Source organism: Xanthomonas sp. F1 (genome assembly GCF_014199855.1).
In genome coordinates this window covers 1-24,641 of record NZ_JACHOK010000013.1, presented here as the reverse complement: position 1 = coordinate 24,641, position 24,641 = coordinate 1, and the positions used below count along the sequence as shown (strand labels likewise).

The window sequence follows — 24,641 nt, the reverse complement described above, 5'->3', positions numbered from 1 at the left end:
GGTCGGGTGCCTGGAAATTAGGTCAGGGGTGCTGCGGTTGCTGAGCGAGGATTTGCGCGAGGCGCACGGTGCTGTACGCGAGGTTCCGGCCGTTGCTGTTGCTGTTGCCTTCGCCTTTGCTGTTGCTGTGCTTTGGCTGTTGCTCCGGCTTTTGATTTACCGGGTTCCCTTCCGCAGCGGCGGCCAGCACGGGGATTCGCGGAAGGGGCATCCTGCCCCTGCCGCGAACGGCGCACGTCCATGTGCGCCGCCCTTCGGGTTTTTCCCCGCCGTGGCTGCCGCGCCGAGGGGGCCCGGTAAGTCAAAGGCAGGGCAAGAGCAAACGCAGGAGCCAAAGCAAAAGCGGGAGCCAAAGCAAAGGCAGTTGCGCCGGCCGCTGCCGTAGCGCCGATCAAACGGGCCACGGCCGGGCACACTGCCGCCGACATCGCCAGCGACCACCTGCGTGGCCACCGCCGATCGCGGCACGAAGGCGCCTGCCACCGCGAGCGCATGCGCCCCCTCACATCCGGAACACCCCGAACCGGCTCGGCTCCGCCGGCGCGTTCAACGCCGCCGACAGCCCCAGCCCCAACACCTGCCGCGTCTGCGCCGGATCGATCACCCCGTCGTCCCATAGCCGCGCACTGGCGTAGTAAGGATGACCCTGGCGCTCGAACTGCTCGCGGATCGGCGCCTTGAACGCCGCCTCCTCGGCGTCCGACCACTGCCCGCCCTTGGCCGCGATGCCGTCGCGGCGCACCGTCGCCAGCACGCTCGCCGCCTGCTCGCCGCCCATCACCCCGATGCGCGCGTTCGGCCACATCCACAGGAAGTTCGGCGAATACGCGCGCCCGCACATGCCGTAGTTGCCGGCGCCGAACGAGCCGCCGATCACCACCGTGAACTTGGGCACCTTGGCGCAGGCCACCGCCATCACCAGCTTGGCGCCGTCCTTGGCGATGCCGCCGTGCTCGTACTTGCGGCCGACCATGAAGCCGGTGATGTTCTGTAGGAACACCAGCGGGATGCCACGCTGCGCGCACAGTTCGATGAAGTGCGCGCCCTTCAGTGCCGACTCGGAGAACAGGATGCCGTTGTTGGCGACGATGCCCGCCGGATAGCCATGGATGTGCGCGAAACCGGTGACCAACGTGGTGCCGTAGCGCGCCTTGAACTCGTCGAAGCGCGAGCCGTCGACTACCCGCGCGATGACTTCGCGCACGTCGAATGGCTTGCGCGGGTCGGCCGGGATCACCCCGTACAGTTCCTCGGCCGGATACAGTGGTGGTTCCGGCGTGCGCAGCGCCAGCGCCGGGGCCGGCTTGCGCCAGTTGAGCTGGGCGACGATCGCGCGTACCCGCGCCAGTGCCTGCAGGTCGTTGTCGGCGAAGTGGTCGGCCACGCCGGAGATGCGCGTGTGCACGTCGGCGCCGCCCAGGTCCTCGGCGCTGACGTCCTCGCCGGTGGCGGCCTTCACCAGCGGCGGGCCGCCGAGGAAGATCGTGCCCTGCTCGCGCACGATCACCGTCTCGTCGCTCATCGCCGGCACGTAGGCGCCGCCGGCGGTGCACGATCCCATCACGCAGGCGATCTGGGCGATGCCCTGCGCCGAGAGGTTGGCCTGGTTGTAGAAGATCCGGCCGAAGTGGTCGCGGTCGGGAAATACCTCGTCCTGCAGCGGCAGGAACGCGCCGCCGGAATCGACCAGGTAGATGCACGGCAGCCGGTTCTGCTGGGCGATCTCCTGCGCGCGCAGGTGCTTTTTCACCGTGATCGGGTAGTAGGTGCCGCCCTTGACCGTGGCGTCGTTGGCGACGATCACGCATTCCACGCCGGACACGCGGCCGATGCCGGCGACCACGCCGGCGCACGGTACCTCGTCGTCGTACAGGCCCAGCGCCGCCAGCGGCGCGATCTCCAGGAACGCGCTACCCGGGTCGAGCAGCGCATCGATGCGCTCGCGCACCAGCAGCTTACCGCGCGCCTGGTGCTTGGCGCGGGCGGCCTCACTGCCGCCCAGGGCGATGCGCGCCTGGGTGGCGTGCAGGTCGTCGACCACCGCGCGCAGCGCGGCGGCATTGGCGGCGAAGGCGTCGCTGCCGGGTTGCAACTGGGTCTGGATCGCGCTCATGGCTGGGCCGTGGAAAGAAGGAAAGGGCAGGCGGCTGATGTGGGAGGGGCTTCAGCCCCGACGCGATCTCGTCGAACGGCGTCGGGGCTGAAGCCCCTCCCACACGGCATCACTTGGTCCGCTCGAACAATTCGCGGCCGATCAGCATGCGGCGGATCTCCGAGGTGCCCGCGCCGATCTCGTAGAGCTTGGCGTCGCGCCACAACCGCCCGGTCGGATAGTCGTTGATGTAGCCGTTGCCGCCCAGCACCTGGATCGCCTGGCCGGTCAGCCAGGTCGCCTTCTCGGCGGCGTAGAGGATCGCGCCGGCGGCGTCCTGGCGGGTGGTGCGGCCGGCGTCGCAGGCGCGCGCCACCGCGTACACGTAGGCGCGGCAGGCGTTGAGGCCCACGTACATGTCGGCCAGCTTGCCCTGCATCAGCTGGAAGCTGCCGATCGGTTCGCCGAACTGGCGGCGTTCGTGCACGTAGGGCAGCACCACGTCCAGCGCCGCGGCCATCAGCCCGAGTGGACCGCCCGAGAGCACCACGCGCTCGTAATCCAGGCCCGACATCAGCACGCGCACGCCGCCGCCGACGTCGCCGAGCACGTTCTCCGCCGGCACCTCGCAGTCCTGGAACACCAGTTCGCAGGTGTTGGAGCCGCGCATGCCGAGCTTGTCCAGCTTCTGCGCGGTGCTGAAGCCGGGCATGCCCTTCTCGACCACGAACGCGGTGATGCCGCGCGCGCCGCCGCTCGGGTCGGTCTTGGCGTAGACCACCAGCACGTCGGCGTCGGGGCCGTTGGTGATCCACATCTTGTTGCCATTGAGCACGTAACGGTCGCCGCGCGCCTCGGCGCGCAGCTTCATCGACACCACGTCCGAGCCGGCGCCCGGCTCGCTCATCGCCAGCGCGCCGACGTGCTCGCCGCTGCACAGCTTCGGCAGGTAGCGCGCCTTCTGCGCCGGGCTGGCGTTCTTGCGCAGCTGGTTCACGCACAGGTTCGAATGCGCGCCGTAGGACAGGCCGATCGCGCCGCAGGCGCGTGAGATCTCCTCCATCGCCACCACGTGCGCCAGGTAGCCCATCGCGCTGCCGCCGTACTCCTCCTCGACGGTGAGGCCGAGCAGGCCCTGCTCGCCGAGCTTGCGCCACAGCGGCGCGGGGAAGGCGTTGTCGCGATCGGCCTGCTCGGCCAGCGGCGCGATCTCGCGCGCGGCGAAGGCGGCGACGCTGTCGCGCAGCAGGTCGACCTCCTCGCCCAACTCGAAATTCAACGACGGCATCAGCATGGCGGCAACTCCGGGAATGGCGGGTGGCCGGCGGCGCCTAGAATCAGACCCGCGCCGGGCAAGAGCGCCCAGCGTAGCCGGGAACGGCAAAGAAGTGAACAGAAATTCATTAATTGAACTTAGAATCACGCCATGGCCTATAAACGCTCCGCCCTGATGGAAGAACGCCTCGCCGGCAACCGCCAGCGGATCCTGCTGGCGGCGCGCCGGCTGATCGCCGCCGACGGCTTTCGTGGCGCCCCGGTGACCTCGGTGGCGGCCGAGGCCGGGGTCTCCACCGGGCTGATCTACCGGCATTTCCCATCCAAGGCAGAACTGTTCGTGGAGGTGCTGACCGCGGCGGTGGAGCACGAACTGACCATCCTGCGTGCCATCGCCGCCGCGCCGGCACCGGCGGCGCAGCGCCTGCGCGATGCCATCGCCTCGTTCGTGCGCCGCGCCCTGGCCGGCCCCGGGCTGGCCTATGCCTTCATCGCCGAGCCGGTGGAGCCGGAGGTGGACGCCGAGCGCATCCGCTGCCGGCGCCTGCTCGGCGACGTGTTCAAGGGCATCCTCGCCGACGGTGTGGCCGCGGGCGAGTTCCCCGCGCAGGACCTGGAGGCGGCCGCGGCATGCCTGGTCGGCGCCTACACCGAGGCCCTGGTCGGCCCGACCGCGCCCAGCCGCGACGGCCCCCGCAACAGCGAGCGCCTGGTCGAGGCGGTGTGCGGGTTCTGCCTGCGCGCGGTGGGTAGCGCCTGAGCGCGATCGACCGCGGCGCCTGCGCCGAACTGCTGCGATGCAGCACGCATCGCCTGCGATTCCGTGCCATCGCGGCGTGCCGCGCGGCGCAAACGCTGGCTATACTCGGTCGCGTAGCGGTGGTCCGGATTACCACGTGCCAAAGGGGTGTGATGTGCGGAATTACGACCTCGAATTTCTCAAGCGCTTCTCGATGGTGATCGGCCTGCTGGTGCTGATCACGATCGGCCTGATCGTGTTCGCGCACTACCTGCAGCGGGCCATCCCGCCGGAGGTGTCGCCGATCGCGCAAAAGCGCACCGAGGAACGCATCGCGCCGGTCGGCGCGGTCTACGCCGGCAGCACCGGCGCCGCGGCGCAGGCCGCCGCGCAGGCGGCGGCGCTGGCCAAGGCCTCGGCGCAGGCGGCCTACGGCGGCACCACCGACGGCAAGACCATCTTCAACAACCTGTGCACCGCCTGCCACACCACCGGCGTGGGCAAGGCGCCGACGCTGGACCACGCGCACTGGGACAAGCGCATCGCGCAGGGCAAGGACACGCTCTACAAGCACGCCATCGAGGGCTATACCGGCCCCGACGGCGGCATCATGCCGCCCAAGGGCGGCAATCCCGGGCTGACCGAGGAGCAGATCCACGCCACCGTGGACTGGATGCTGGCCAACCTGAAGTAACCTTGCGCCTCCCGCACGCCCTTGCGCCGCCTTCGGGCGGCGCAGTCGTTTCCGCGCCCGTCGCGTGCCGGCGCAAACAAGGAGAGTGATCACATGCGCATGCCGCCGCCATCGTTGTTGTCGTTGCTGCTGCTGGTCGTAGCCCCCGCCGCGCAGGCGCTGACGCCGCCCACGCTGCTGCCGATCGGGCAGTTGCGTCCGGGGCCGCAGGCGCAGGGCGTGGTGTTCGAGGGCGTGGTCACCGCGCGGGTGGAGGCCGGCGGCAGCGGCTACCTGGTACAGGACGCCGGCGACGACGATCCGCTGACCGCCGACGCGCTGCTGGTGCGCGGCGATGCCGAGCGCAGCCTGGCCCCGGGCGACCGCGTGCGGGTCTGGGGCGAACTGGCGCCGCAGGCCGCGGCGTCCGCCAAGGCCGGTACGGCGTTCGTCGGGCGCAGCGTGCTGGAGCAGGGCCACACCGTGCTGGCACGGGCGCAGCCCTTGCCGCTGCAGGTGCTCGACGCGGCGCCGGCCGACTGGGCGGCGCTGGCCGGCATGCGCGTGCGCATCGCCGCGCCGCTGACCGTGGTCGACAACGACGCGCTGGGCAAGACCGGCGAACTCGGCGTGGCCTTCGGCGGGCGCCTGTGGCAGCCCAGCGAAGTGGCCGCGCCCGGCAGCGCCGAGCAAGCGGCGGTCATTGCCGACAACACGCGGCGCGGGCTGCGGCTGGGCACGCTCACTGCACCGACACCGACACCGGCAACGGCAACGGCAAAGCTCCCGGACTATCTGGGCAGTGCGACTGCACCGCCGCGCGCGGGCAGCACGGTCCAGGACGTGGAGGGCATCGTGGGCGGGGTGATCGACGGCACCGCGCGGCTGTACCCGACCGCCGCGCTGCAGCTGACGTCGCCGCCGGAACCGGCGCCGCCGCAGGTCGAGGGCACCCTGCGCATCGCCGCGTTCAACCTGGAGAACTTCTTCAACGGCGACGGCCGCGGCGGCGGTTTCCCTACCCTGCGCGGTGCGCGCACGCCGGCCGAGTTCCAGGCGCAGCTGCGCAAGCTGGTGGCGACGATCCGCCCGCTGCAGGCCGACGTCGCCGCCCTGATGGAACTGGAGAACGACGGCTACGGCCCGACCTCGGCGATCGCCAGCCTGGTCGACGCGCTCAACGCCGGCGGCGGCGACTGGCGCTTCGTCGATGCCGGGCATGGCCCCGGCGACAACCCGATCCGGGTCGGGCTGATCTACCGCGCCTCGCGGGTGAGCCCGGTCGGCAAGCCGGCGATGCTGGAAGGCGGCCCGTTCGCCGAGCACAGCCGCGTGCCGCTGGCGCAGGCGTTCCGCCACGGCAGCGGCGCGCCGTTCGTGGTGGTCGCCAACCACTTCAAGTCCAAGGGCGGCTGCAGCGAGGCCAGCGGTGCCGACGCCGACCGCGGCGACGGCCAGGGCTGCTGGAACGCGACCCGCACCGAGTCGGCGCGGCGCCTGGATGTCTGGTTGCGCAGCGACCCCACCGGCACCGGCAGCACGTCCAGCGTGCTGCTGGGCGACTTCAACGCCTACGCGATGGAAGATCCGCTGCGCCTGCTGCGCGACGCAGGCTGGCGCGACGCGCTGCAGGAGGCGCATGTCGCGCAGCCCTACAGTTTCGTCTACCGCGGCCTCAGCGGCCGGCTGGACCACGCCTTGTTGAGTCCGGCGCTGGCGGCGCGGTTGCGCGGCGCCGCGGAATGGCACGTCAATGCCGATCTGCCCGACAGCGACGGCTACCGCGAGCGCGATCTGCCCGGTCCGTGGCGCAGTTCGGACCACGATCCGTTGTTGCTGGGGTTTGATCTGTAGGGCCGGGAGCGGGGAATCGGGAATGGGGATTCGCAAAAGCCGATCGTCGGCCTTCTTTCCCCATCCTCGATTTGCAGGACGGCCCGACCTGGGCTCCCGTCGTTCGCAAAGCGTACGACTGCCGTCATGCGTAGTTGCGCTTCGCTTCGGGGTGGTCGTCGATGCACATCCTGCCTTGCGTGTCACCGGCGATCTTGAAGGAGCGTTGGTGTCTCTGACTGCGTTGGCTGCGCGTTTTGCCGTTGCGCCGATCGAAGTCGGTAGATGCGGTGCTTTTGCCCGATAGAGCGACAGCATCGCCCGCTGTTGCTGTTGCTGTTGCGGTTGCTCTGGCTTTTGATTTGCCGGGTTCCCTTCCGAAGCGGCGGCCAGCGCGGGGAAAAACCCCGAAGGGGCGGCGCACATGGATGTGCGCCGTCCGCGGCAGGGGCAGGATGCCCCTTCCGCGGATCCCCGGGATGGACGCGGACCCGGAGCGCGTCAGCGCGGAGGGCGCGTAGGTAGGGTGTGCTTTCTTTTGGTTACTTTTCTTTGCACAAGCAAAGAAAAGTAACTCGCCGCAAGGCGAAAGCTTTGCTCTTGCACATGCTCTTGCTGCTACGGTGGCGACCGCTGGATCGTAGGAGCGGCTTTAGCCGCGACAGACATGACCAATTACGTTTGTCGCGGCTAAAGCCGCTCCTACAGTTTTTCTCATCTGACACCAAAGCTTGGAGCAAGGCTTTCGCCCTTGCGGGCGAGTTACTTTCTTTGCTCGCGCAAAGAAAAGGTAACCAAAAGAAAGCGCGCCCTGCCTCGCGCCCTCCGCGCTAACGCGCTCCGGGTCCGCGGATGCACCGGGGATTCGCGGAAGGGGCTTGGCTGCTTCGCAGCCAAGTCCGGGGCAGTCGCCTCACGGCGCCAGCCCGCCCGCCGGGGCGAAGCAGTGCTTCGCCTTTTTCCGGCGAGCCCTGCCCCTGCCGCGAACGGCGCACGTCCCTGTGCGCCGCCCTTCGGGTTTTTCCCCGGTCCATCCGCCGCTGCGGAAGGGAACCCGGTAAATCAAAAGCCAGACCAAGGCGACAGCCACAGCAAACCGCGCCTTGATTCATGATTGCCGTTCGGCGTCAGCACTCAATGCCGCATGCCGCATAGCGTGCGCGTACGTCCGCGCTCAATGCCGGCAATGCTGCCGGTGTCGGCGCCAGTTCCACAGATGCGCACTGGCCAACGCCAGGCTGCCGCACACCGTCATCGCGGTCTCGCTGGCCTCGTCGGGAATGCCGAAGGCGCCGGCCAGCAGACCGAGCAGGCCCAGCGCCGCCAGCGTCCACAGCGGCCAGGGCAACGCGTCGCGCCGGTGCCCGCGCCAAAGCGCCAGCCCCGCCAATGGCGCGGCGATCGCCACGAACAGCACGTGCACCCATTCGGCCTCGGCCCAGACCCCGAACAGCGGCAGCGCCGCGGCCAGCAACGGCAACGCCAGGCAGTGCAGCAGGCATAGCCCGGACAACACCATCGCCGAGGCGTCGAAGAAGGATTGCGGCAGGGATTTCATGGACGTCCACTCCAATGCATCAAGTGTTATATAGTAACATTTCTCGCCCGCCACGCCTTCGCGCCGATGCCCGCCATGTCCAACGCTGCCGTTTCCGATCGCCGTCTTCCCGTCACCGTGCTGTCCGGCTTCCTGGGTGCCGGCAAGACCACCCTGCTCAACCGTGTGCTGCACAACCGCGACGGCCGCCGGGTGGCGGTCATCGTCAACGACATGAGCGAGGTCAACATCGACGCGGCGCTGATCCGCGACGGCGGCGCCGCGCTCAGCCGCACCGAGGAGACCCTGGTCGAGTTCAGCAACGGCTGCATCTGCTGCACCTTGCGCGACGACCTGCGCCAAGAGGTGCAGCGCCTGGCCGAGAGCGGGCGCTACGACTACCTGCTGATCGAATCCACCGGTATCTCCGAGCCGATGCCGGTGGCGGCCACCTTCGCTGTGCGCGATGCCGACGGTCGCGGCCTGGCCGATGTCGCGCGCCTGGACACCATGCTCACCGTGGTCGACGGGGTCAGTTTCCTGCGTGACTTCGGCTCGGCCGAGCGGCTGGCCGACCGGGGCCTGCAGGCCGGCGACGACGACGATCGCGGGCTGGTCAACCTGCTGGTGGAGCAGATCGAGTTCGCCGACGTGATCGTGATCAGCAAGGCCGACCTGGCCGATGCGGCCACGCTCGACCGCACCCGCGCGGTGCTGCGCGCGCTGAATCGCGATGCGCGCATCGTCGAGGCGAGCGGTGGTGACGTGCCGCTGGAACTGGTGCTGGACACCGGCCGCTTCGACTTCGTGCGCGCGCAACTGGCGCCGGGCTGGATGCAGGCGCTGCGCGGCGAGCACGCGCCGGAGACCGAGCAGTTCGGCATCGAAAGTTTCGTCTATCGCGCGCGCCGGCCGTTCCATCCGTTGCGCTTCGCGCGACTGGCGCAACGCGGCCTGCGCGACGTGATCCGCAGCAAGGGCTTCTTCTGGCTGGCCAGCCGCATGGACTGGGTCGGCGAACTGTCCATCGTCGGCGCGGCCACCCAGACACAGGCGGCCGGCTTCTGGTACGCGGCGCGCGAGCGCGTGGATCGCGGCCTGCTGGACACGCCATTGGCGCTGCCGCCATCGCCGCTGCCTTACACCGAGCTCGGCTGGCAGCGCCAGCAGACCGCGTGCTGGAACGCACCGCCGCCCCAGGCCGAGGAGGTCGGCGATGCGCGCGAGTACGCGGCGTTGCGTGCGATGTGGCACCCGTTGTGGGGCGACCGCCGCCAGGAGCTGGCGGTGATCGGCGTCGGCCTGGACGCGGCGCGGGTGCGCGCCGAACTCGATGCCTGCCTGCTCGACGATGCCGAGCTGCGGCAGGGGCCGGTCGTATGGCAGGGCTTGGAAGATCCGTTTCCGGTGTGGAGGCGCTGAGGGGCTGGGAATCGGGAATCGGGAATCGGGAATCGGGATTGGGGAATCGTAAGAGCGGAATGCGGGCGCTGAAGGTTGGTTGCCTGCGCCAGGGCGTTCCCCCGTGATTCCGGTGCCGTTGCTCGATTTGCGGCTGTCCATCTCCAGCTTGGATGCGCTGGGGCAGGTGGGATTCGGAAGTCGCGCGTTGATGCGCAGGCGCGCTGTGGGCTAGCCGCGCGCACCCAGCGCGATCAGCACGATCGCCGGCACGGCCAGCAGCAGGCCCAGGCGGTTCCAGCGGGTGGTGCGTTCGCCGAACACGGCGATGCCGAGCAGGGTGCCCAGGCCGATCACGCCCAGGTTCATCGCCGCGAACACGCTGGCCGGGCTGTCCGGCAGGGCCTGGTGCGCGCGCACGTAGAACAGGATGTTGCCGAAGTTGAGCGCGCCCAGCAGCAAGCCGCCGCCGAGATTGCGCCAGGCCAGAGGGGCAGTGGCGCGCAGGTGCCGCCACAGCTGCACGCCCAGCAGCAGCACGAAGGCCAGCGCGAAGGCGACCAGCAGCGAGGCGGCGAACGGCGTGCCTGCCTGGGCGATGCGCTTGAGCAGTACGTCGATCGCGGCGAAGCCGACCCACACCAGCAGCAGCCACGGCGCGGTGCCTGCGGTGCTGCGCGACGTCGTGTCCGGCCGCTGCACGATGCCGGCGATCGCCAGCAGGCCCAGCGCCAGGCCGGCCAGCTTGGCGCCGTTGGTGCGTTCGCCGAACCACAGGAAGGCCGCCGCCAGCGACAGCAGCAGCGACAGCCGCTGCGCCGCGTCGGTGCGCACGATGCCGGCGCTGGCCACCGCGCGCCCCAGCACCAGGAACAGGCTCGGCAGCAGCACGCCCAGGGCCAGCAGCGCCGCCCACGGCGTGTGCGCATCGCCCAGCGCGGCCAGCGGCGGCTGCAGCAGGGCGGCGCACAGCAGCAGCGCCGCCAGGTAGTTCCAGGTCACCGCCTGGGCCAGGTCGATGCGCCGCTGCGGCGCCAGCTTCAGCAGCGCCGAGACCAACACGCTGCAGACCACACTCAACAGGACGAAGACCACACGCAGGATCCGGATCGGGAGCAAAAAGAACGCTGCGTGCACCGCATCGGCATGTGGCCGCGACCCAGCCCCGGTATTATGACCGCATGACCTCTCCCGCTTTCCCCACCGCTTCCGGCGCACTGACCCTGCAAGGCCCCGCCGGCCCGATCGAGGCCGCGGTCGATCTGCCCGAGGCCGACATCGCCGCGTTGCCGGTCACCGCCATCGTCTGCCATCCGCTGTCCACCGAGGGCGGCAGCATGCACAACAAGGTGGTGACCATGGTCGCGCGCGCGCTGCGTGAGCTGGGCGTGCGCGTGGTGCGCTTCAACTTCCGCAGCGTCGGCGCCTCCGCCGGCAGCTTCGACCACGGCGAAGGCGAGCAGCAGGACCTGGCCGCGGTCGCTGCCTGGGTGCGCGCGCAGCGTCCGCACGACGCGCTGTGGCTGGCCGGTTTCAGCTTCGGTGCCTACGTGTCGCTGCGCGCCAGCGCCGCGCTGCAGCCGCAGGTGCTGATCTCGATCGCGCCGCCGGCCGGGCGCTGGGATTTTTCCGGCATGGCGCCGCCACCGCAGTGGCTGGTGATCCAGGGCGAGGCCGACGAGATCGTCGATCCGCAGGCCGTGTACGACTGGCTGGAGACCCTGGAGGCGCAGCCGGAACTGGTGCGCATGCCCGACACCAGTCACTTCTTCCATCGCAAGCTGATCGACCTGCGCGGCGCGTTGCAGCACGCGGTCAAGGCCTGGCTGCCGGCGGCGCAGGCGTGAGCGCGGCGGCATTGCCGTCGCAGCGCTACGCCGAGGGCGTGGCGCGCGGCGACTGGCGCGACGATCCGGCCCAGCATGCGGCGCTGGCCGAACTGGATCGCATCCACGTGGCGATCGTGGACGGCGACCAGGAGGGCTGGCTGGACCGCCTGTCGGCGTTCTGGAAGAAGCCCGAGCCGGTGCGCGGCCTGTACTTCTGGGGCGGGGTCGGTCGCGGCAAGACCTTTCTGGTCGATCTGTTCTACGACGGCCTGCCGATCGCGCGGAAGTACCGCACCCACTTCCACCGTTTCATGCGCGGCGTGCACGAGCGCCTGCGCGAACATGCCGGGCAGAGCGATCCGCTGGCGAAAATTGCCCAGGAGTGGCGCAGCCGACTGCGCGTGCTGGTGCTGGACGAGTTCTTCGTCACCGACATCGGCGATGCGATGCTGTTGTCGCGCCTGCTCGAGCGCCTGTTCGCCGAGGGCGTGACCCTGGTCACCACGTCCAACACCGCGCCGCAGAACCTGTACCTCAACGGGCTGCAGCGCGACAGCTTCCTGCCCGCGATCGCGCTGCTGCAGACCTACTGCGTGGAGTTGTACGCTGAGGGCACCGAGGATTACCGCATGCGCGCGCTGACCCGCTCGCCGGTGTACCGCGCACCGCTGGCCGAGGACAGCGACGCCTGGCTGGGGCAGCGCTGGAGCGAGCTCACCGGCAAGGCCGAGGCGCGCCGCGGCAATATCGAGATCGAAGGGCGCAAGATCCCGGTGCGCGCGCGCGGCAAGAGCATCGTCTGGTTCGATTTCGTCGCGCTGTGCGAAGGCCCGCGCGGTCCCAGCGACTACATCGAGATCGCGCACGAGTTCACCACCGTGCTGCTCGGCGGCATCCCGCACTTCGACCGCATGAACGAGGACGCGGCGCGGCGCTTCGTCAACCTGATCGACGAGCTGTACGACCGCCACGTCAACCTGGTCTGCACCGCGCAGGAACCGCCACCGCTGCTGTACACCGGCGAGCGCCTGGCCGGCGCCTTCGAGCGCACCGCCTCGCGGCTGATCGAGATGCAGAGCGCCGAGTACCTGTCGGCCGCACACCGGGTCTGAGCGCGGGACCGACGGCGCGCGCTCAGCGCACTGCGCCGGCCGCGCACAGCCCGGCGACGAAGCGCGGCATCAGGCCCGCGCCCGCAATCTCTTCCAGATAGGCGGCCGCCAGGCAACTGGCGCCGCCTTCGCGGTGCGCGCAGCGGGCCGGACCGAACGCGCCGTCCTGCGGCAACTACCGGTCCATCGCCTGGCGCTGCGCCACCGACATCCCGTCCCGAAAGGTCTCCTCGGCATCGAGCAGGTCGGCCGGGGTGAGCCGGTCGGTCGGCAAGCCGGGGCACTGGCGACGGGTTTCGCGGGCCAGCGCGTCGACCAGCACCGGGCCGGCGGGCAGGGTGTTCGGCACGACGGCGGCGGGCGCACCGCCAAGCACGGCCAGCAGCAGGAACGATGCGCGCATGCGGAAACTCCTCGGGCTGCACGGCAGCGTAATCCTGCGCCAGCGGCGGGCGCAGTGGCAGGCCGCCGACCGCTTCAGCCGGAAGTTAGCGCTGAAAAATATCGCTTGCGATTGAGTAGCGCGCTATGTAATATCTCCCCCATGGACCGCACCTCTCCCCCCGACGCCACCGCGCTGCTGAAGCTGGACACCCAGCTGTGCTTCGCGCTGTATTCGGCCAACCTGGCGATGCACAAGCTCTACCGCGGGCTGCTGGGCGAGCTCGGCCTGACCTATCCGCAGTACTTGGTGATGCTGGTGCTGTGGGAACAGGACGGCTGCAGCGTCTCGGACATCGGCGAGAAGCTGTTCCTGGATTCGGCCACGCTGACCCCGCTGCTCAAGCGCCTGGAGGCGGTCGGCCTGCTGACCCGCCGCCGCGCCGCCGCCGACGAGCGCCGCGTGCTGATCGCGCTGACCGCCGAAGGCCAGGCCCTGCGCGCCCGTGCGCAGGCGGTGCCGGAAGGCGTGCTGTGCGCGGTCGCCTGCGACCTGCAGCAACTGACCCGGCTCAAGCAGGATCTGGAAGAAGTCCGCGGCAAGCTGCAGGCCGCGGCCTGAGCGGTTCCCGCCCCCGATCACCCCATCCCCTCTAACCCATGGCGCCGCGGCGCCGCCCTCCAAGGAGAACCACCATGGCTTCACCGACCACCATCGTCTACACCGCCACTGCCACCGCCACCGGGGGCCGCGACGGCCGCGCCGCCACTCCGGACAAGGCGTTGGACGTCAAGCTGTCGACCCCGCGCGAGCTGGGCGGCGCCGGCGGCGACGGCACCAACCCGGAGCAGCTGTTCGCGGCTGGCTATTCGGCCTGCTTCATCGGTGCGCTGAAGTTCGTCGCCGGGCAGGAGAAAGTGAAGCTGCCGGCCGAGCCGAGCATCGAGGGCCATGTCGGCATCGGCCAGATCCCGGGCGGCTTCGGCATCGCCGTGGAGCTGCGCATCGCCGTGCCGGGCCTGGAGCGGGCGACGCTGGAATCGCTGGTGGAGAAGGCGCACCAGGTGTGCCCGTACTCCAACGCCACGCGCGGCAACATCGACGTCAAGCTGGTCGTGCTCGACTGAGTCAGCGGAAGGTTTGGGCCGGCGCCTGCGCCGGACCTTGGCGACACGCAACGGGCGGCCACTGGCCGCCCGTTCGCGTTGCGGGAGCGGGCGGCCGCGCGTGCTGCCATGCACATTGAGACCGCCTTGCGTCAATGCAATAGTGTGCGCTTCATCAAGTCGAGCGCGCCATGCTCAGTTCCGCCTACAACGCCGAGACCGTCGCCGCCTTCATTCAGGGCGCGCGCCGTGTGCTGGTGCTGACCGGCGCCGGCATGTCCGCCGAGAGCGGGGTGCCGACCTTCCGCGGCCAGGACGACAGCCTGTGGTCGCGCTTCGATCCCGAGCAACTGGCCACCGAGGACGCCTGGCGCGCCGACCCTGCACTGGTCTGGGGCTGGTATCGCTGGCGCATGGCGATCGTGGCGCTGGCGCAGCCGCACGCCGGGCATCGCGCGCTGGCGCACCTGGCCGAGGTCCGCCACACCACGCTGGTGACCCAGAACGTGGACGACCTGCACCAGCGCGCCGACAGCGAGGTCGCCGCGCACGTGCACGGCCGCCTGTCGGCGCTGCGCTGCAGCGACTGCGGCCAACCCTGGCGCGGGCTGCTGCCGCCGGTGGACGTGCACACGCCCAGCCAGCGCCTGGCGCCGCCGGTGTGCGCGGCCTGTGGCGGCACGGTACGCCCGGGCGTGGTGTGGTTCGGCGAGGCGCTGCCGGCGATGGAGTGGACGCGTGCGCAGACGGCGGCCGACGCCGCCGACCTGGTGCTGGTGATCGGCAGTTCCGGCCTGGTCTATCCGGCCGCCAGCCTGCCGCTGCAGGCCAAGGAGCGCGGCGCCTGCGTGGTCGAGATCAACCCCGAACCCAGCGCGCTGTCGGCGCGCGCCGATCTGCACTGGCGCGACAGCGCGGCGGTGGCCCTGCCATTGCTGTTGCAGCAGTGCCTGGTGGCCCGATGAGGCCGCTGCACGTTGGAGATTGCCTTCGATTGCTTCGGTCGGCCACCCAAGGAGTGTGATGATGGGCATCAAACCTGGCCCCAAGCGCATCGCAAAGAGCACCGGCAAGCCGGATCGGCGTCAGCGAGACAACAAGGACATTCCGGGAAACACGAAGTCCCTCAAGCCGCGCAAGCACAAGAAAGGCGACTGAGCCGGCCGGCGGGGCGGATGGCCGGGAGGGCGCGCGCCCGGGGGCCGGCGGGCCGTTTCGATGGCATCTCGCCGCTCTCCGAGGACCGGCTTCACGGCCCCGTTACGGCCGCGGACGTTCTCCGCGGCGGGGCCGAAACCGGCGGCCGACGGCAAACCGTTGGCAGGCTTAGGTTTTCGTAATTTGACCCATATTTAGCGTTGACGTCGTCGAGCGACCACACTATCTTGGGGTGGTCGGTTCCGGCGGCCACAAGCCGCGGGATCAAAAGGGAAGCCGGTGCGGCGTGCCAACGCCAACTCCGGCGCTGCCCCGCAGCGGTAATTGGGAACGAACCCGTCATCCGCACTGAGGCGCCCGCCTTGGGAAGCGACGGGCTAGGAACCGGCCACGGCCGTTGCCCATCAGCCCGAAGACCTGCCGACAGCCGCGCGAAGCACACCGCGCGGCGCCGACCGCGCGCTCTCCGGGGGGAGAGGGTCGGTGCAGCGTTGACCGCCCGCAGGCCTGGTGCCTGCGCCGTTTGCAGTCTTCGCGACACCGCCTGCCCACCTGCGAACCCGGTCGGACCGCTGCCTGCGAGGGTCGGGCGGCCGCGTGCACCACGCTTGGAGACCTTCATGAGCCAGACCCACAGCCTGCCGGCCACCGCGTCCGTCGACGCCGCCGTCGACCCCTCGACTGCTGCCGCTACCGCCACCGCCCAGCCGGAGCCGGCCAGCAGCGAGCCGAGCAACGACCAGCGCGCCGTGACCTGGATCGTCAAGGACGGCGGCAACCGCCGCATGGCCTTCGACCGCTCGCGCCTGCAGCGCACCCTGGACCGGATCCACGCCGAGTTCCCGCAGCTGGACGTGAGCGACTACGAGCGCAAGGCCTTCGCCTTCATCGAGAAGAAGGAAAGCCTGTCGGCCGACGACATGGTCGACTACCTGATCCGCGAGGCCGAGTCGCGCGTGGACATCGCCACGCCGGAGTGGGAGTACTTCGCTGCGCGCCTGTACCTGGACCGCCTGTACAAGCGCGCCAGCAAGAATCGTTTCTACGATGCCGGCGAGAAGTACGGCTCCTACGTCGGCCTGCAGGAAAGCCTGGCCGACCGCGGCGTGTACTCGATCGACATCCTCAAGAACTACTCCAAGGACGAACTGGCCGAAGCCGGCCGCATGATCGATCCGGAGCGCGACAAGCTGTTCGCCTACAACGGCCTGTACCTGCTGGCCACGCGCTACCTGGCCACCGACAACTCGCGCAAGGTCTACGAACTGCCGCAGGAGCGCTGGCTGACCATCGCCCTGTACCTGATGCAGGACGAGAAGCCGCGCGAGCGCCGCATGCAGCTGGTCGGCGAGGCCTACTGGGCGCTGTCCAACCTGTACATGACCGTGGCCACGCCGACCCTGGCCAACGCCGGCAAGATCGGCGGGCAGCTGTCGAGCTGCTTCATCGACACTGTCGACGACAGCCTGCAGGGCATCTACGACTCCAACACCGACGTGGCGCGCGTGTCCAAGCACGGCGGCGGCGTCGGCGCCTACCTGGGCTACGTGCGTTCGTCCGGCTCGGCGATCCGTGGGGTCAAGAACTCCAGCGGCGGCGTGGTGCCGTGGATCAAGCAACTCAACAACACCGCCGTGTCGGTGGACCAGCTCGGCCAGCGCAAGGGCGCCATCGCCGTGTACCTGGACATCTGGCACCGCGACATCGAGGCGTTCCTGGACCTGCGCCTGAACAACGGCGACCAGCGCCTGCGCGCGCACGACGTGTTCACCGCGGTGTGCGTGCCGGACATCTTCATGGAAGCGGTGGAGCGCCGCGGCGAGTGGTACCTGTTCGACCCGCACGAGGTGAAGGAGGTCAAGGGCTGGTATCTGCAGGACTTCTTCGACGAGAAGCGCGGCGAAGGCAGCTTCCGCGCCCGCTACGAGGAAGTGGTGGCCGACGAGCGCATCGGCCGCAAGGTGGTCAAGGCCATCGACATGTTCAAGCGGATCATGGTCAGCCAGCTGGAGACCGGCAACCCGTTCATGTTCTATCGCGACGAAGTCAATCGCATGAACCCGAACAAGCACCAGGGCATGGTGTATTCCAGCAACCTGTGCACCGAGATCCTGCAGAACATGAGCCCGACGCGGGTCATCCAGGAGATGATCAGCGGCGACCAGATCGTCACCACCAAGCAGGCCGGCGACTTCGTCGTGTGCAACCTGTCCTCGGTGAACCTGGGCCGCGCGGTCACCGCGCAGCCGGACCTGCTGTCGCCGGACATCCTGGAGCGGCTGATCCGCGTGCAGGTGCGCATGCTCGACAACGTCATCGACCTCAACGAGCTGCCGGTGCCGCAGGCCACCATCACCAACCAGAAGTACCGGGCGATCGGCCTGGGCACCTTCGGCTGGCACCACCTGCTGGCGCAGAAGGGCATCGACTGGAATTCGCCGGCGGCCGAGGAGTACAGCGACACGCTGTACGAGCGCATCAACTACCTGACCATCCAGGCGAGCCTGGCGCTGGCCAAGGAGAAGGGCGCGTACAAGGTGTTCAAGGGCAGCGACTGGCAGAACGGCGAGTACTTCAGCAAGCGCGGCTACGACAGCGCGCAGTGGCAGGAACTGGCCGCGCAGGTGAGCGTGCACGGCGTGCGCAACGCCTGGATGGTGGCGGTGGCGCCGAACATGAGCACCGCGCAGATCGCCGGCTCCACCGCCTCGATCGACCCGATCTACAGCGCGTTCTACTACGAAGAGAAGAAGGACTTCCGCCGTCCAGTGGTGGCGCCGGGCCTGACCGTGGACACCTATCCGTACTACGAGAAGGGCGCCTACAAGGTCGACCAGTTCGCCAGCGTGCGCCAGAACGCGCGCCGCCAGCGCCACGTCGACCAGTCGATCAGCTTCAACTTCTACGTGCCCAGCGGCATCCGCGCCAGCACCCTGCTGGACCTGCACATGACCGCATGGAAAGAAGGCCTGAAGACCACGTACTACGTGCGTTCCAACGACATCGACATCAGCGAGTGCGAGTGGTGCTCGAGCTGATCGCCGGCGTCTGACGCCACCAGCGCGCGGCGGCCCATGGTCGCCGTGCGTTTCGCATTCCCGCGCCGCCTGCCGGCGCCGTTCACCCGACTTGACGAAGCACATCCATGGCCATCGCGCTCGACCGCATCAAGATCCTCGAACCGCTGCACCCCAACCGTTCCACCGGCATCATCAACGGCACCACCAGCGGCATCCTCAACTGGAACGACATCCCGTACCCGTCCTTCTACCGGGCGTACAAGGAGCTGTCGACCAACTTCTGGATCCCCGACGAAGTGGACATGAAGGGCGATGCCAAGCAGTACGGGGAGCTGTCGGCGCGCGAGAAGAACGCCTACGACTCGATCATCGGCCTGCTGGCCACGCTGGATTCGCCGCAGACGCGCTTCATCTACAACGTCGCCGAATACATCACCGACCCGGCCGCGCACGCCAACGCCGCGATCATCGGCCAGCAGGAAGTGATCCACAACGAGAGCTACTCGTACGTGCTGGCGTCGATCGCCGGCCTGGCCGACCAGAACCGCGTGTTCGAGATCGCGCGGACGCATCCGACCATCATCGCGCGCAACCAGCCGATCATGCAGGCCTACGACGACTTCATGCGCGAGAAGACCGCAGAGACCCTGCTGCGCTCGCTGATCCAGTCCTCGATCCTGGAAGGCATCAACTTCTATTCCGGCTTCGCGTATTTCTACAACCTGGTGCGGCAGAACCGCATGACCGGCACCGGCAAGATCATCAGCTTCATCAACCGCGACGAACTGGCCCACACCAAGTTCATCAGCGAGCTGATCCGCGCCATCATCGGCGAGAACGCCGAGCTGCAGACCAACGAGCTGACCGACTACGTGCACCAGGCCTTCGAACACGCGATCTGCCTGGAGACCGAGTGGTCCTCGGAAGTGCTCGACGGCATCGAGGGCATCGACGTGGACGAGATGATCCAGTACGTGAAGTACCGCGCCAACAAGATGTCCGGCATGCTTGGCATCGAGAAGCTGTACAGCGGCGCCAGCGACAACGTGATGCCGTGGATCAAGGCCTACGCCGACAACTTCACCGAGACCAAGACCGACTTCTTCGAGATGCGCAACGCCAGCTACAAGAAGACCAACTCGGACAACGGCTTCGACGATCTGTGAAGAGCCGGGATTGGGGAATCGGGAATGGGGATTGGTAAAAGCAGGTCTCCGCGCTCTGACGAATCCCCACTCCCCACTCCCTAATCCCCGCCCCATGCGTATCCTGCTCGCCTACGCTTCGCTCAGCGGCAACACCCGCGACGTCGCCCGCCGCGTGCATGCGCAGTGCGAGGCGGCCGGGCACGCGGTGACCTGGATCCACACCGACCTGCAGACGCTGCAGGGCGCGCTCGGCGATGCCGCGCGTGCGGCGGACTTCGATCTGCATCTGCTCGGCAGCTGGAGCGACAACGCCGGGCGCACGCCGGCGGAGATGAAGCGCTACATCGCCGAGCTGGTCGAGGCGACCGGCAAGACGATCGAGGTGGCGGCGTTCGGCACCGGCGAGACGCAGTGGGGGCTGGAGTACTACTGCGGTGCGGTCAAGCGCATCGCGTTGTTCTTCGACAGCGCTTATCCATTGCTGGAGATCGAGCAGATGCCGCATGGCGACCGCGACAATGCGGCCATCGACGCCTGGTGCGCGCAGGTGCTGGCGTTGCGCGCGGTGCGGGCGTCGTCGATAGGCACCGTGCCGCTGGCCGCTGCCGCCGCAGCCGAGCCCCCGTCCGCTGGTGCGGGCGGCTTCGCTGCGAGGGTGTTGCCGCTGCAGGGCAGCGGCTGACGCCGTCGTCGTTCTTCCGTTTTCCTGTCATCGCCGGCGTCGCTATCGTGCGCCGGGCTTCTTCCGACATCAGACAAGGTTCCGTTCCATGCTCACCACCATCACCGTCTCCAGTGCCGAACAGTTCGCGGATGCGCTCGCCGCCCACCCGCGCGTGCTGGCCGATTTCAACAAGGACAACTGCCCTGGCTGCCGCATGCTCGACAAGTCGCTGGAGCGCTTCGCCGAAAGCGACACGGCGCAGGGTGTGACCCTGCTCAAGGTGAAGATGGAAGACGTGGGCGAGGACTTCTTCCGCGCCCAGGGCCTGCGCCAGACCCCGACGCTGATGCTGTTCCGCCAGGGCGAGGAAGTGGCACGGGTGCCGGGCTTCGTGCCGCCGGCCAAGATCGACGAAGCGGTGCGCACGCATCTGGGTTGAGCACGCCACGTTCCTCGTAGGAGCGGCTTCAGCCGCGACGGGCTTCACCGATAGAGCCTATCGCTGCTAAAGCCCACTCTCGCTGTTGTGCTTTTCTGGCGGGTAAATCTCAAACAGCAACAGCAAAGCTTTCGCCCTTGCGGGCGAGTTACTTTTCTTTGCTTGTGCAAAGAAAAAGTAACCAAAAGGAAGCACACCCTGCCTGCGCGCCCTCCGCGCTGCGCGCTCCGGGTCCGCGTCCATCACGGGGATCCGCGGAAGGGGCATCCTGCCCCTGCCGCCCCTTCGGGGTTTTTTCCCCGCGCTGGCCGCCGCTTCGGAAGGGAACCCGGTAAGTCAAAAGCCGAAGCAACGGCAACAGCCGAAGCAACAGCAACAGCAACTGCCGAAGCGACTGCCGCTGCAGCGCCCGCCCGCGTCATTGCAGCGTCCGCCAGCGAAATGCGTTGCGCGTGGTGGCACACGTTGCTTGTCGATCATGGTGGACGCGCAACGGCGCTGGTTTCCGCAGCAGCGGCAGGCGGTGTTCGCGCGTGGCGGAACGACTCTTACAGGGGCTTGCGATACGTCGGCTGGGTGCACTGTGGGAGGGACTTCAGTCCCGACGCCTTACACGGTTGGCTACCCGCATGCGCTGTTCGTCGCGGCTGCATGACAGTTGAGTCCTACATGCGTGCCTAGAAGCGTGCAGCGATGCCTTGCTCGCCCCTACCCGCGCCTACCCGCCGCATGCCCCTGCGCCAACTGCCACAGGTGGCGCACGATCGGCATCGCCTGCGCGGTGGCTGGCAGCGCGGCCAGGGCCAGCCGCGCCATCGGCACGCGACCTTCGATGTCCAGGTAGCGCACGCCGGGCAACTGCACCTGCGCGGTCGAGGCGGGGACCACCGACACGCCCAGTTCCGCAGCCACCAGGTTGACGATGGAAGACATCTGCGGCGCTTCCTGTTCGATCTTCAGTTCGAAGCCGGCCTGGCGGCAGGCATCGAGGATTTCGTCGTACAGGCTGGTGCCGAAGCTGCGCGGGAACAGGATGAAGGGTTCGCCGGCCAGCGCCGACAGCGGCGCGCGGCGGCGCTTGGCCAGGCGATGCGCGGCCGGCACCGCGATCTTCATCGGCTCGTCCGGCAGCTTGAGCAACTGCAGCTCCGAGGGCGTGGCCACGCTGTAGCGGATGAAGGCCGCATCCAGCCGCCCCTGCAGCAGCGCGGCGAGCAGGCCGGCGGTATTGGTCTCCTCCAATGCCAGCGTCACCGCCGGCCAGCCGCGGCGGAAGCCCCGCACCAGGGTCGGGACGATCGGGTTGAAGGCGGCCGAGGCGGTGAAGCCGAGCCGCAGCACGCCGCTTTCGCCACGTGCGGCGCGGCGCGCGGCATCGCCAGCGCGCTCCAGGTCGGCGAGGACGCGCCTCGCCTCGCTGCGGAAGGCGCGGCCGGCGTCGGTGAGTTCGGCACCGCGCGGTGTGCGCACGAACAGCGGCGTGCCCAGTTCCTCCTCCAGCGCACGGATTTGCTGGCTCAGCGGCGGTTGCTGGATGCCCAGTTGCGCGGCGGCACGGGTGAAGTGTCCCGCTTCGGCCACGGCTAGGAAGTAGCGCAGGTGGCGCAGTTCCATGTCATATCCAAAAAGTATGGAGAGTGGGCAAAGCATATATTGGACGCGGGGTCGCGGCAGGCGAATACTGGCCCTCCGTTTCCCGCTGCGACTCACACCGTGAACGCCTCCAGCCAATGCCCGCCGGTGCACGCCGTGGACGATGCGCCGCTGCTGCGCATCCGCCTGGCCCTGTTCCTGGCCGGCTTCGCCACGTTCTCGCTGCTGTACAGCGTGCAGCCGCTGCTGCCTGCCTTCGCGCACGAGTTCGGGGTCAGCGCGGCGACCAGTTCGCTGCCGCTGTCGCTGGCCACCGGCGGCCTGGCGATCGCGATCTTCTGCGCTGGCGCGGTGTCGGAAACGTTGGGCCGGCGCGGGCTGATGTTCGTGTCGATCGCGCTGGCGGCGCTGCTCAACCTGTTGGCGTCGTGCCTGCCGCACTGGGGTTCCCTGGTGGTGGTGCGTGCGCTGTCCGGCATCGCCCTGGGCGGCGTGCCGGCGGTGGCGATGGTGTACCTGGCCGAGGAACTGCCGGCGAGCCGGCTCGGCGCGGCGACCGGGCTGTACGTGGCCGGCAATGCGTTCGGCGGCATGGTCGGCCGCATCGGCATGAGCATGCTCACCGATCACTTCGACTGGCGCGTCGCGCTGGCCACGCTGAGCACGGTCGATCTGCTGGCCGCGGTCGGCTTCGTGCTGTTGTTGCCGCCGTCGCGGCACTTCGTGCGCCGCCAGGGGGTGAACCTGCGCTTCCACCTGCGCGCCTGGGGTGGGCATCTGCGCGATCGCCATCTGCCGTGGCTATTCGCGATCCCGTTCCTGGCGATGGGTGTGTTCGTCAGCGTCTACAACTACGCCGGTTTCCGCCTGGGCGGGCCGGAGTTCGGGCTGAGCCAGAGCCAGCTCGGCATGATCTTCAGCGCCTACGTGTTCGGCATCGTGTCCTCGTCGGTCGCCGGCGCCGCCTCGGACCGCTTCGGCCGCGGCCCGGTGGTGCTGACCGGCATCGCCACCGCCGCGTTGGGCGTGGCGCTGACCCTGGCGCATGCGTTGGTGCCAGTGATCGCCGGCATCGTGCTGCTGACCATCGGTTTCTTCGTCGCGCACTCGGCGGCCAGCGCCTGGGTCGGGCGCCTCGGCGGGCAGTTCAAGGGCCATGCGGCTTCGCTGTACCTGCTGGCCTACTACGCCGGTTCCAGCCTGATCGGTTCGCTCAGCGGCGTGGCCTGGCAGCACGGCGGTTGGAACGCGCTGGTCGCCTGCTGCCTGGTGTTGCTGGGCATCGGCCTGGTCGCCGCGCAGGTGTTGCGCCGCGGCGCCGACGACAGCCGCCCCTATGGCCGGTTCGGGCCACATCCGCCGCGCGGCGAGTGAGCCGCGCGGCGTCATCCAACGAGGGTTCCGCAATGCAGATCGACCACCTCGACCATCTGGTCCTCACCGTCGCCGACATCGAGGCGACCTGCGCGTTCTATGCGCGGGTGCTGGGCATGCGCGTGGTGACCTTCGGCGAAGGCCGCAAGGCGCTGGCGTTCGGCGAGCAGAAGATCAACCTGCATCGGCATGGCCATGAGTTCGACCCGAAGGCGCGGGCACCCACGCCGGGTTCGGCCGACCTGTGCTTTCTCACCGCCACACCGCTGTCGCAGGTGGCCGAGGAATTGCGGACCGCCGGCGTGCCGATCGAGGATGGGCCGGTGCAACGCACCGGTGCACGCGGCCCGATCCTGTCCCTGTACTTCCGCGATCCGGACGGCAACCTGATCGAGGTCGCCAACCCGTTGTGATGGCGGTCGCCGCCGCGGCAGCGCCCGCGTCGTGCGCTCACTCCGAGTAGCTCACCGACAAGGTCACGTTGGCGTAGCCGCCGCTGCCGCCGACCAGGCGGAAGAAGTAGCTGCCGGTCGCCGGCACCGCCATCTGCACGTTCTGGGTGGTGCCGTTGCGCACCGAGCTGTAGTCGGCATCGCTGCCGTCGGCGCTGGGCGCACGCACCGCGCGCACGTACAGCCGCAACTGACCGTTGCCGCCCAGGGTGCGGATCTGCAGGTTGCGCGCGTTTGTCGGCACGTCCAGGCGGTACAGCGTGCCCTGGCCGGCCGCGGCGGACAGCTTGCTCTGCGTGCCACGCGCGATGGGGGTGGCGGTGGCTTCCTCGCCGCCACCGCTGGCGCCCGCGGCGCGCGCGACCGCCTTGCCGGCATTGAGGATGCCGGCGCCGATGCGCAGCGTCGGCTTCACCGGGAACACGTTGGAGGTCTGGGTCAGGATGTCGCGCATCTGTGCGGTCGTCGGCACCGGTCGGCCGGCGCTGATCGCCGCGCTGATCGCCAGGGCGACGACGCCGGCCACGTGCGGCGAGGCCATCGAGGTGCCGGCGTAGCCGGCGTAGGCCGGCTGGTCCGGGCCATGGGTACCCTTGTTGAGGGTGGACCAGACCAGGCCGGTGCGCACCGACCCCGCGCCGCTGGACGCATCGTTGGCGTAGACGCCGCCACCGGGCGCGGACAGGGTGATGGTATTGCCGTAGTTGGAGTAGTAGGCGCGGCCGCCGGTGATGCCGGTGGCCGCGATGTTGATGACGCCCGGGCAACTGGCCGGCGAATAGTTCGCGGCGTCGGCGTTGTCGTTGCCCGCGGC

25 protein-coding genes and 1 riboswitch are annotated in these 24,641 nt (G+C 69.0%); of the genes, 16 read left to right on the top strand and 9 right to left on the bottom strand.

Annotation, left to right across the window (positions count from 1 at the left end; genetic code table 11):
* Nucleotides 1-22: 22 nt before the first annotated feature.
* The 3 genes from GGR71_RS19605 to GGR71_RS19595 form a co-directional block, all read right to left on the bottom strand.
* Complete coding sequence (locus tag GGR71_RS19605) at nucleotides 23-190, bottom strand: hypothetical protein (protein WP_184452249.1); 168 nt, start codon at nucleotides 188-190, stop codon at nucleotides 23-25.
* A gap of 312 nt (nucleotides 191-502) precedes the next feature.
* Nucleotides 503-2,113, bottom strand: coding sequence for a carboxyl transferase domain-containing protein (locus GGR71_RS19600; protein ID WP_160958252.1), 1,611 nt, complete (start codon nucleotides 2,111-2,113; stop codon nucleotides 503-505).
* A gap of 109 nt (nucleotides 2,114-2,222) precedes the next feature.
* Nucleotides 2,223-3,386, bottom strand: a complete 1,164-nt coding sequence (locus tag GGR71_RS19595) for an isovaleryl-CoA dehydrogenase (protein WP_160958250.1) — start codon at nucleotides 3,384-3,386, stop codon at nucleotides 2,223-2,225.
* 132 nt (nucleotides 3,387-3,518) lie between these two features.
* Between GGR71_RS19595 and GGR71_RS19590 the strand changes: the two genes are divergently transcribed.
* The 3 genes from GGR71_RS19590 to GGR71_RS19580 all read left to right on the top strand — a co-directional run bounded on the left by GGR71_RS19590 (nucleotide 3,519) and on the right by GGR71_RS19580 (nucleotide 6,633).
* Nucleotides 3,519-4,127: a TetR/AcrR family transcriptional regulator gene (locus GGR71_RS19590; RefSeq protein ID WP_160958247.1), complete on the top strand. Its 609-nt coding sequence runs from the start codon at nucleotides 3,519-3,521 to the stop codon at nucleotides 4,125-4,127.
* 154 nt (nucleotides 4,128-4,281) lie between these two features.
* On the top strand, nucleotides 4,282-4,800 hold the full coding sequence (locus tag GGR71_RS19585; RefSeq protein WP_048489179.1) for a c-type cytochrome: 519 nt from the start codon (nucleotides 4,282-4,284) through the stop codon (nucleotides 4,798-4,800).
* Between the two features lie 93 nt (nucleotides 4,801-4,893).
* A complete protein-coding gene (locus GGR71_RS19580; RefSeq protein WP_160958244.1) occupies nucleotides 4,894-6,633 on the top strand; it encodes an ExeM/NucH family extracellular endonuclease in 1,740 nt (579 codons plus the stop codon).
* Nucleotides 6,634-7,786: 1,153 nt separating this feature from the next.
* Here GGR71_RS19580 and GGR71_RS19575 read toward each other — a convergent pair.
* A complete protein-coding gene (locus tag GGR71_RS19575) occupies nucleotides 7,787-8,170 on the bottom strand; it encodes a MerC domain-containing protein (RefSeq protein WP_160958241.1) in 384 nt (127 codons plus the stop codon).
* Between the two features lie 75 nt (nucleotides 8,171-8,245).
* Here GGR71_RS19575 and GGR71_RS19570 point away from each other — a divergent pair, with 75 nt between their 5' ends.
* Entirely contained in the window at nucleotides 8,246-9,571 is a 1,326-nt protein-coding gene (locus tag GGR71_RS19570; protein ID WP_160958238.1) for a GTP-binding protein, read from the top strand.
* A gap of 210 nt (nucleotides 9,572-9,781) precedes the next feature.
* Here the strand turns inward: GGR71_RS19570 and GGR71_RS19565 are convergent, their stop codons facing one another.
* Complete coding sequence (locus tag GGR71_RS19565) at nucleotides 9,782-10,645, bottom strand: EamA family transporter (protein ID WP_160958405.1); 864 nt, start codon at nucleotides 10,643-10,645, stop codon at nucleotides 9,782-9,784.
* An 86-nt stretch (nucleotides 10,646-10,731) separates the two neighbouring features.
* Between GGR71_RS19565 and GGR71_RS19560 the strand changes: the two genes are divergently transcribed.
* Nucleotides 10,732-11,397 (top strand): alpha/beta hydrolase, encoded by a 666-nt coding sequence (locus GGR71_RS19560; RefSeq protein WP_160958236.1) that lies wholly within the window; start codon nucleotides 10,732-10,734, stop codon nucleotides 11,395-11,397.
* Nucleotides 11,394-12,491, top strand: coding sequence for a cell division protein ZapE (gene zapE, locus GGR71_RS19555; protein WP_160958233.1), 1,098 nt, complete (start codon nucleotides 11,394-11,396; stop codon nucleotides 12,489-12,491). The genes GGR71_RS19560 and zapE overlap by 4 nt, the downstream gene beginning before the upstream one ends.
* Before the next feature lie 22 nt (nucleotides 12,492-12,513).
* Here zapE and GGR71_RS21235 read toward each other — a convergent pair whose 3' ends face one another.
* Both GGR71_RS21235 and GGR71_RS21230 read right to left on the bottom strand, forming a co-directional pair.
* Nucleotides 12,514-12,666: a hypothetical protein gene (locus tag GGR71_RS21235; RefSeq protein WP_237474269.1), complete on the bottom strand. Its 153-nt coding sequence runs from the start codon at nucleotides 12,664-12,666 to the stop codon at nucleotides 12,514-12,516.
* Nucleotides 12,667-12,894: a hypothetical protein gene (locus GGR71_RS21230; protein WP_237474268.1), complete on the bottom strand. Its 228-nt coding sequence runs from the start codon at nucleotides 12,892-12,894 to the stop codon at nucleotides 12,667-12,669. It lies immediately after the preceding gene.
* A 141-nt stretch (nucleotides 12,895-13,035) separates the two neighbouring features.
* Between GGR71_RS21230 and GGR71_RS19545 the strand changes: the two genes are divergently transcribed.
* From GGR71_RS19545 to GGR71_RS19515, 8 genes are all read left to right on the top strand, one after another.
* The gene (locus GGR71_RS19545; RefSeq protein ID WP_160958230.1) at nucleotides 13,036-13,494 is read left to right on the top strand and encodes a MarR family winged helix-turn-helix transcriptional regulator; all 459 of its coding nucleotides are present in this window, start codon (nucleotides 13,036-13,038) and stop codon (nucleotides 13,492-13,494) included.
* 74 nt (nucleotides 13,495-13,568) lie between these two features.
* On the top strand, nucleotides 13,569-14,000 hold the full coding sequence (locus tag GGR71_RS19540) for an organic hydroperoxide resistance protein (RefSeq protein ID WP_019800967.1): 432 nt from the start codon (nucleotides 13,569-13,571) through the stop codon (nucleotides 13,998-14,000).
* A 170-nt stretch (nucleotides 14,001-14,170) separates the two neighbouring features.
* Entirely contained in the window at nucleotides 14,171-14,944 is a 774-nt protein-coding gene (locus GGR71_RS19535; RefSeq protein WP_160958226.1) for an SIR2 family NAD-dependent protein deacylase, read from the top strand.
* 61 nt (nucleotides 14,945-15,005) lie between these two features.
* Complete coding sequence (locus tag GGR71_RS21225; protein ID WP_255490345.1) at nucleotides 15,006-15,137, top strand: hypothetical protein; 132 nt, start codon at nucleotides 15,006-15,008, stop codon at nucleotides 15,135-15,137.
* Between the two features lie 220 nt (nucleotides 15,138-15,357).
* Nucleotides 15,358-15,576: riboswitch (cobalamin riboswitch) on the top strand.
* Nucleotides 15,577-15,757: 181 nt separating this feature from the next.
* Complete coding sequence (locus tag GGR71_RS19530; protein WP_160958224.1) at nucleotides 15,758-18,175, top strand: ribonucleoside-diphosphate reductase subunit alpha; 2,418 nt, start codon at nucleotides 15,758-15,760, stop codon at nucleotides 18,173-18,175.
* Nucleotides 18,176-18,282: 107 nt separating this feature from the next.
* Nucleotides 18,283-19,323, top strand: coding sequence for a ribonucleotide-diphosphate reductase subunit beta (locus GGR71_RS19525; RefSeq protein ID WP_160958221.1), 1,041 nt, complete (start codon nucleotides 18,283-18,285; stop codon nucleotides 19,321-19,323).
* A 94-nt stretch (nucleotides 19,324-19,417) separates the two neighbouring features.
* Nucleotides 19,418-19,987, top strand: a complete 570-nt coding sequence (locus GGR71_RS19520; RefSeq protein WP_160958219.1) for a flavodoxin — start codon at nucleotides 19,418-19,420, stop codon at nucleotides 19,985-19,987.
* A gap of 88 nt (nucleotides 19,988-20,075) precedes the next feature.
* On the top strand, nucleotides 20,076-20,408 hold the full coding sequence (locus GGR71_RS19515; protein WP_019798422.1) for a thioredoxin family protein: 333 nt from the start codon (nucleotides 20,076-20,078) through the stop codon (nucleotides 20,406-20,408).
* A gap of 708 nt (nucleotides 20,409-21,116) precedes the next feature.
* Here the strand turns inward: GGR71_RS19515 and GGR71_RS19510 are convergent.
* Nucleotides 21,117-22,022, bottom strand: a complete 906-nt coding sequence (locus GGR71_RS19510; protein ID WP_048489191.1) for a LysR family transcriptional regulator — start codon at nucleotides 22,020-22,022, stop codon at nucleotides 21,117-21,119.
* Between the two features lie 99 nt (nucleotides 22,023-22,121).
* Here GGR71_RS19510 and GGR71_RS19505 point away from each other — a divergent pair, with 99 nt between their 5' ends.
* Nucleotides 22,122-23,375: an MFS transporter gene (locus tag GGR71_RS19505; protein ID WP_160958216.1), complete on the top strand. Its 1,254-nt coding sequence runs from the start codon at nucleotides 22,122-22,124 to the stop codon at nucleotides 23,373-23,375.
* A gap of 32 nt (nucleotides 23,376-23,407) precedes the next feature.
* Complete coding sequence (locus GGR71_RS19500; protein WP_160958213.1) at nucleotides 23,408-23,788, top strand: VOC family protein; 381 nt, start codon at nucleotides 23,408-23,410, stop codon at nucleotides 23,786-23,788.
* A 37-nt stretch (nucleotides 23,789-23,825) separates the two neighbouring features.
* Here the strand turns inward: GGR71_RS19500 and GGR71_RS19495 are convergent.
* On the bottom strand, nucleotides 23,826-24,641 hold an 816-nt coding region (locus GGR71_RS19495; RefSeq protein ID WP_184452247.1), incomplete at its 5' end, for a S8 family serine peptidase.

What these genes read in the sequence shown, in the direction of transcription:
- GGR71_RS19600 (WP_160958252.1), bottom strand. Translation starts at nt 2,113, where the DNA reads ATGAGCGCGATCCAGACCCAGTTGCAACCCGGCAGCGACGCCTTCGCC.
- GGR71_RS19595 (WP_160958250.1), bottom strand. Translation starts at nt 3,386, where the DNA reads ATGCTGATGCCGTCGTTGAATTTCGAGTTGGGCGAGGAGGTCGACCTG.
- GGR71_RS19590 (WP_160958247.1), top strand. Translation starts at nt 3,519, where the DNA reads ATGGCCTATAAACGCTCCGCCCTGATGGAAGAACGCCTCGCCGGCAAC.
- GGR71_RS19580 (WP_160958244.1), top strand. Translation starts at nt 4,894, where the DNA reads ATGCGCATGCCGCCGCCATCGTTGTTGTCGTTGCTGCTGCTGGTCGTA.
- GGR71_RS19575 (WP_160958241.1), bottom strand. Translation starts at nt 8,170, where the DNA reads ATGAAATCCCTGCCGCAATCCTTCTTCGACGCCTCGGCGATGGTGTTG.
- GGR71_RS19570 (WP_160958238.1), top strand. Translation starts at nt 8,246, where the DNA reads ATGTCCAACGCTGCCGTTTCCGATCGCCGTCTTCCCGTCACCGTGCTG.
- GGR71_RS19560 (WP_160958236.1), top strand. Translation starts at nt 10,732, where the DNA reads ATGACCTCTCCCGCTTTCCCCACCGCTTCCGGCGCACTGACCCTGCAA.
- GGR71_RS21230 (WP_237474268.1), bottom strand. Translation starts at nt 12,894, where the DNA reads ATGCGCGCATCGTTCCTGCTGCTGGCCGTGCTTGGCGGTGCGCCCGCC.
- GGR71_RS19545 (WP_160958230.1), top strand. Translation starts at nt 13,036, where the DNA reads ATGGACCGCACCTCTCCCCCCGACGCCACCGCGCTGCTGAAGCTGGAC.
- GGR71_RS19540 (WP_019800967.1), top strand. Translation starts at nt 13,569, where the DNA reads ATGGCTTCACCGACCACCATCGTCTACACCGCCACTGCCACCGCCACC.
- GGR71_RS19535 (WP_160958226.1), top strand. Translation starts at nt 14,171, where the DNA reads ATGCTCAGTTCCGCCTACAACGCCGAGACCGTCGCCGCCTTCATTCAG.
- GGR71_RS21225 (WP_255490345.1), top strand. Translation starts at nt 15,006, where the DNA reads ATGGGCATCAAACCTGGCCCCAAGCGCATCGCAAAGAGCACCGGCAAG.
- GGR71_RS19530 (WP_160958224.1), top strand. Translation starts at nt 15,758, where the DNA reads ATGAGCCAGACCCACAGCCTGCCGGCCACCGCGTCCGTCGACGCCGCC.
- GGR71_RS19525 (WP_160958221.1), top strand. Translation starts at nt 18,283, where the DNA reads ATGGCCATCGCGCTCGACCGCATCAAGATCCTCGAACCGCTGCACCCC.
- GGR71_RS19520 (WP_160958219.1), top strand. Translation starts at nt 19,418, where the DNA reads ATGCGTATCCTGCTCGCCTACGCTTCGCTCAGCGGCAACACCCGCGAC.
- GGR71_RS19515 (WP_019798422.1), top strand. Translation starts at nt 20,076, where the DNA reads ATGCTCACCACCATCACCGTCTCCAGTGCCGAACAGTTCGCGGATGCG.
- GGR71_RS19510 (WP_048489191.1), bottom strand. Translation starts at nt 22,022, where the DNA reads ATGGAACTGCGCCACCTGCGCTACTTCCTAGCCGTGGCCGAAGCGGGA.
- GGR71_RS19500 (WP_160958213.1), top strand. Translation starts at nt 23,408, where the DNA reads ATGCAGATCGACCACCTCGACCATCTGGTCCTCACCGTCGCCGACATC.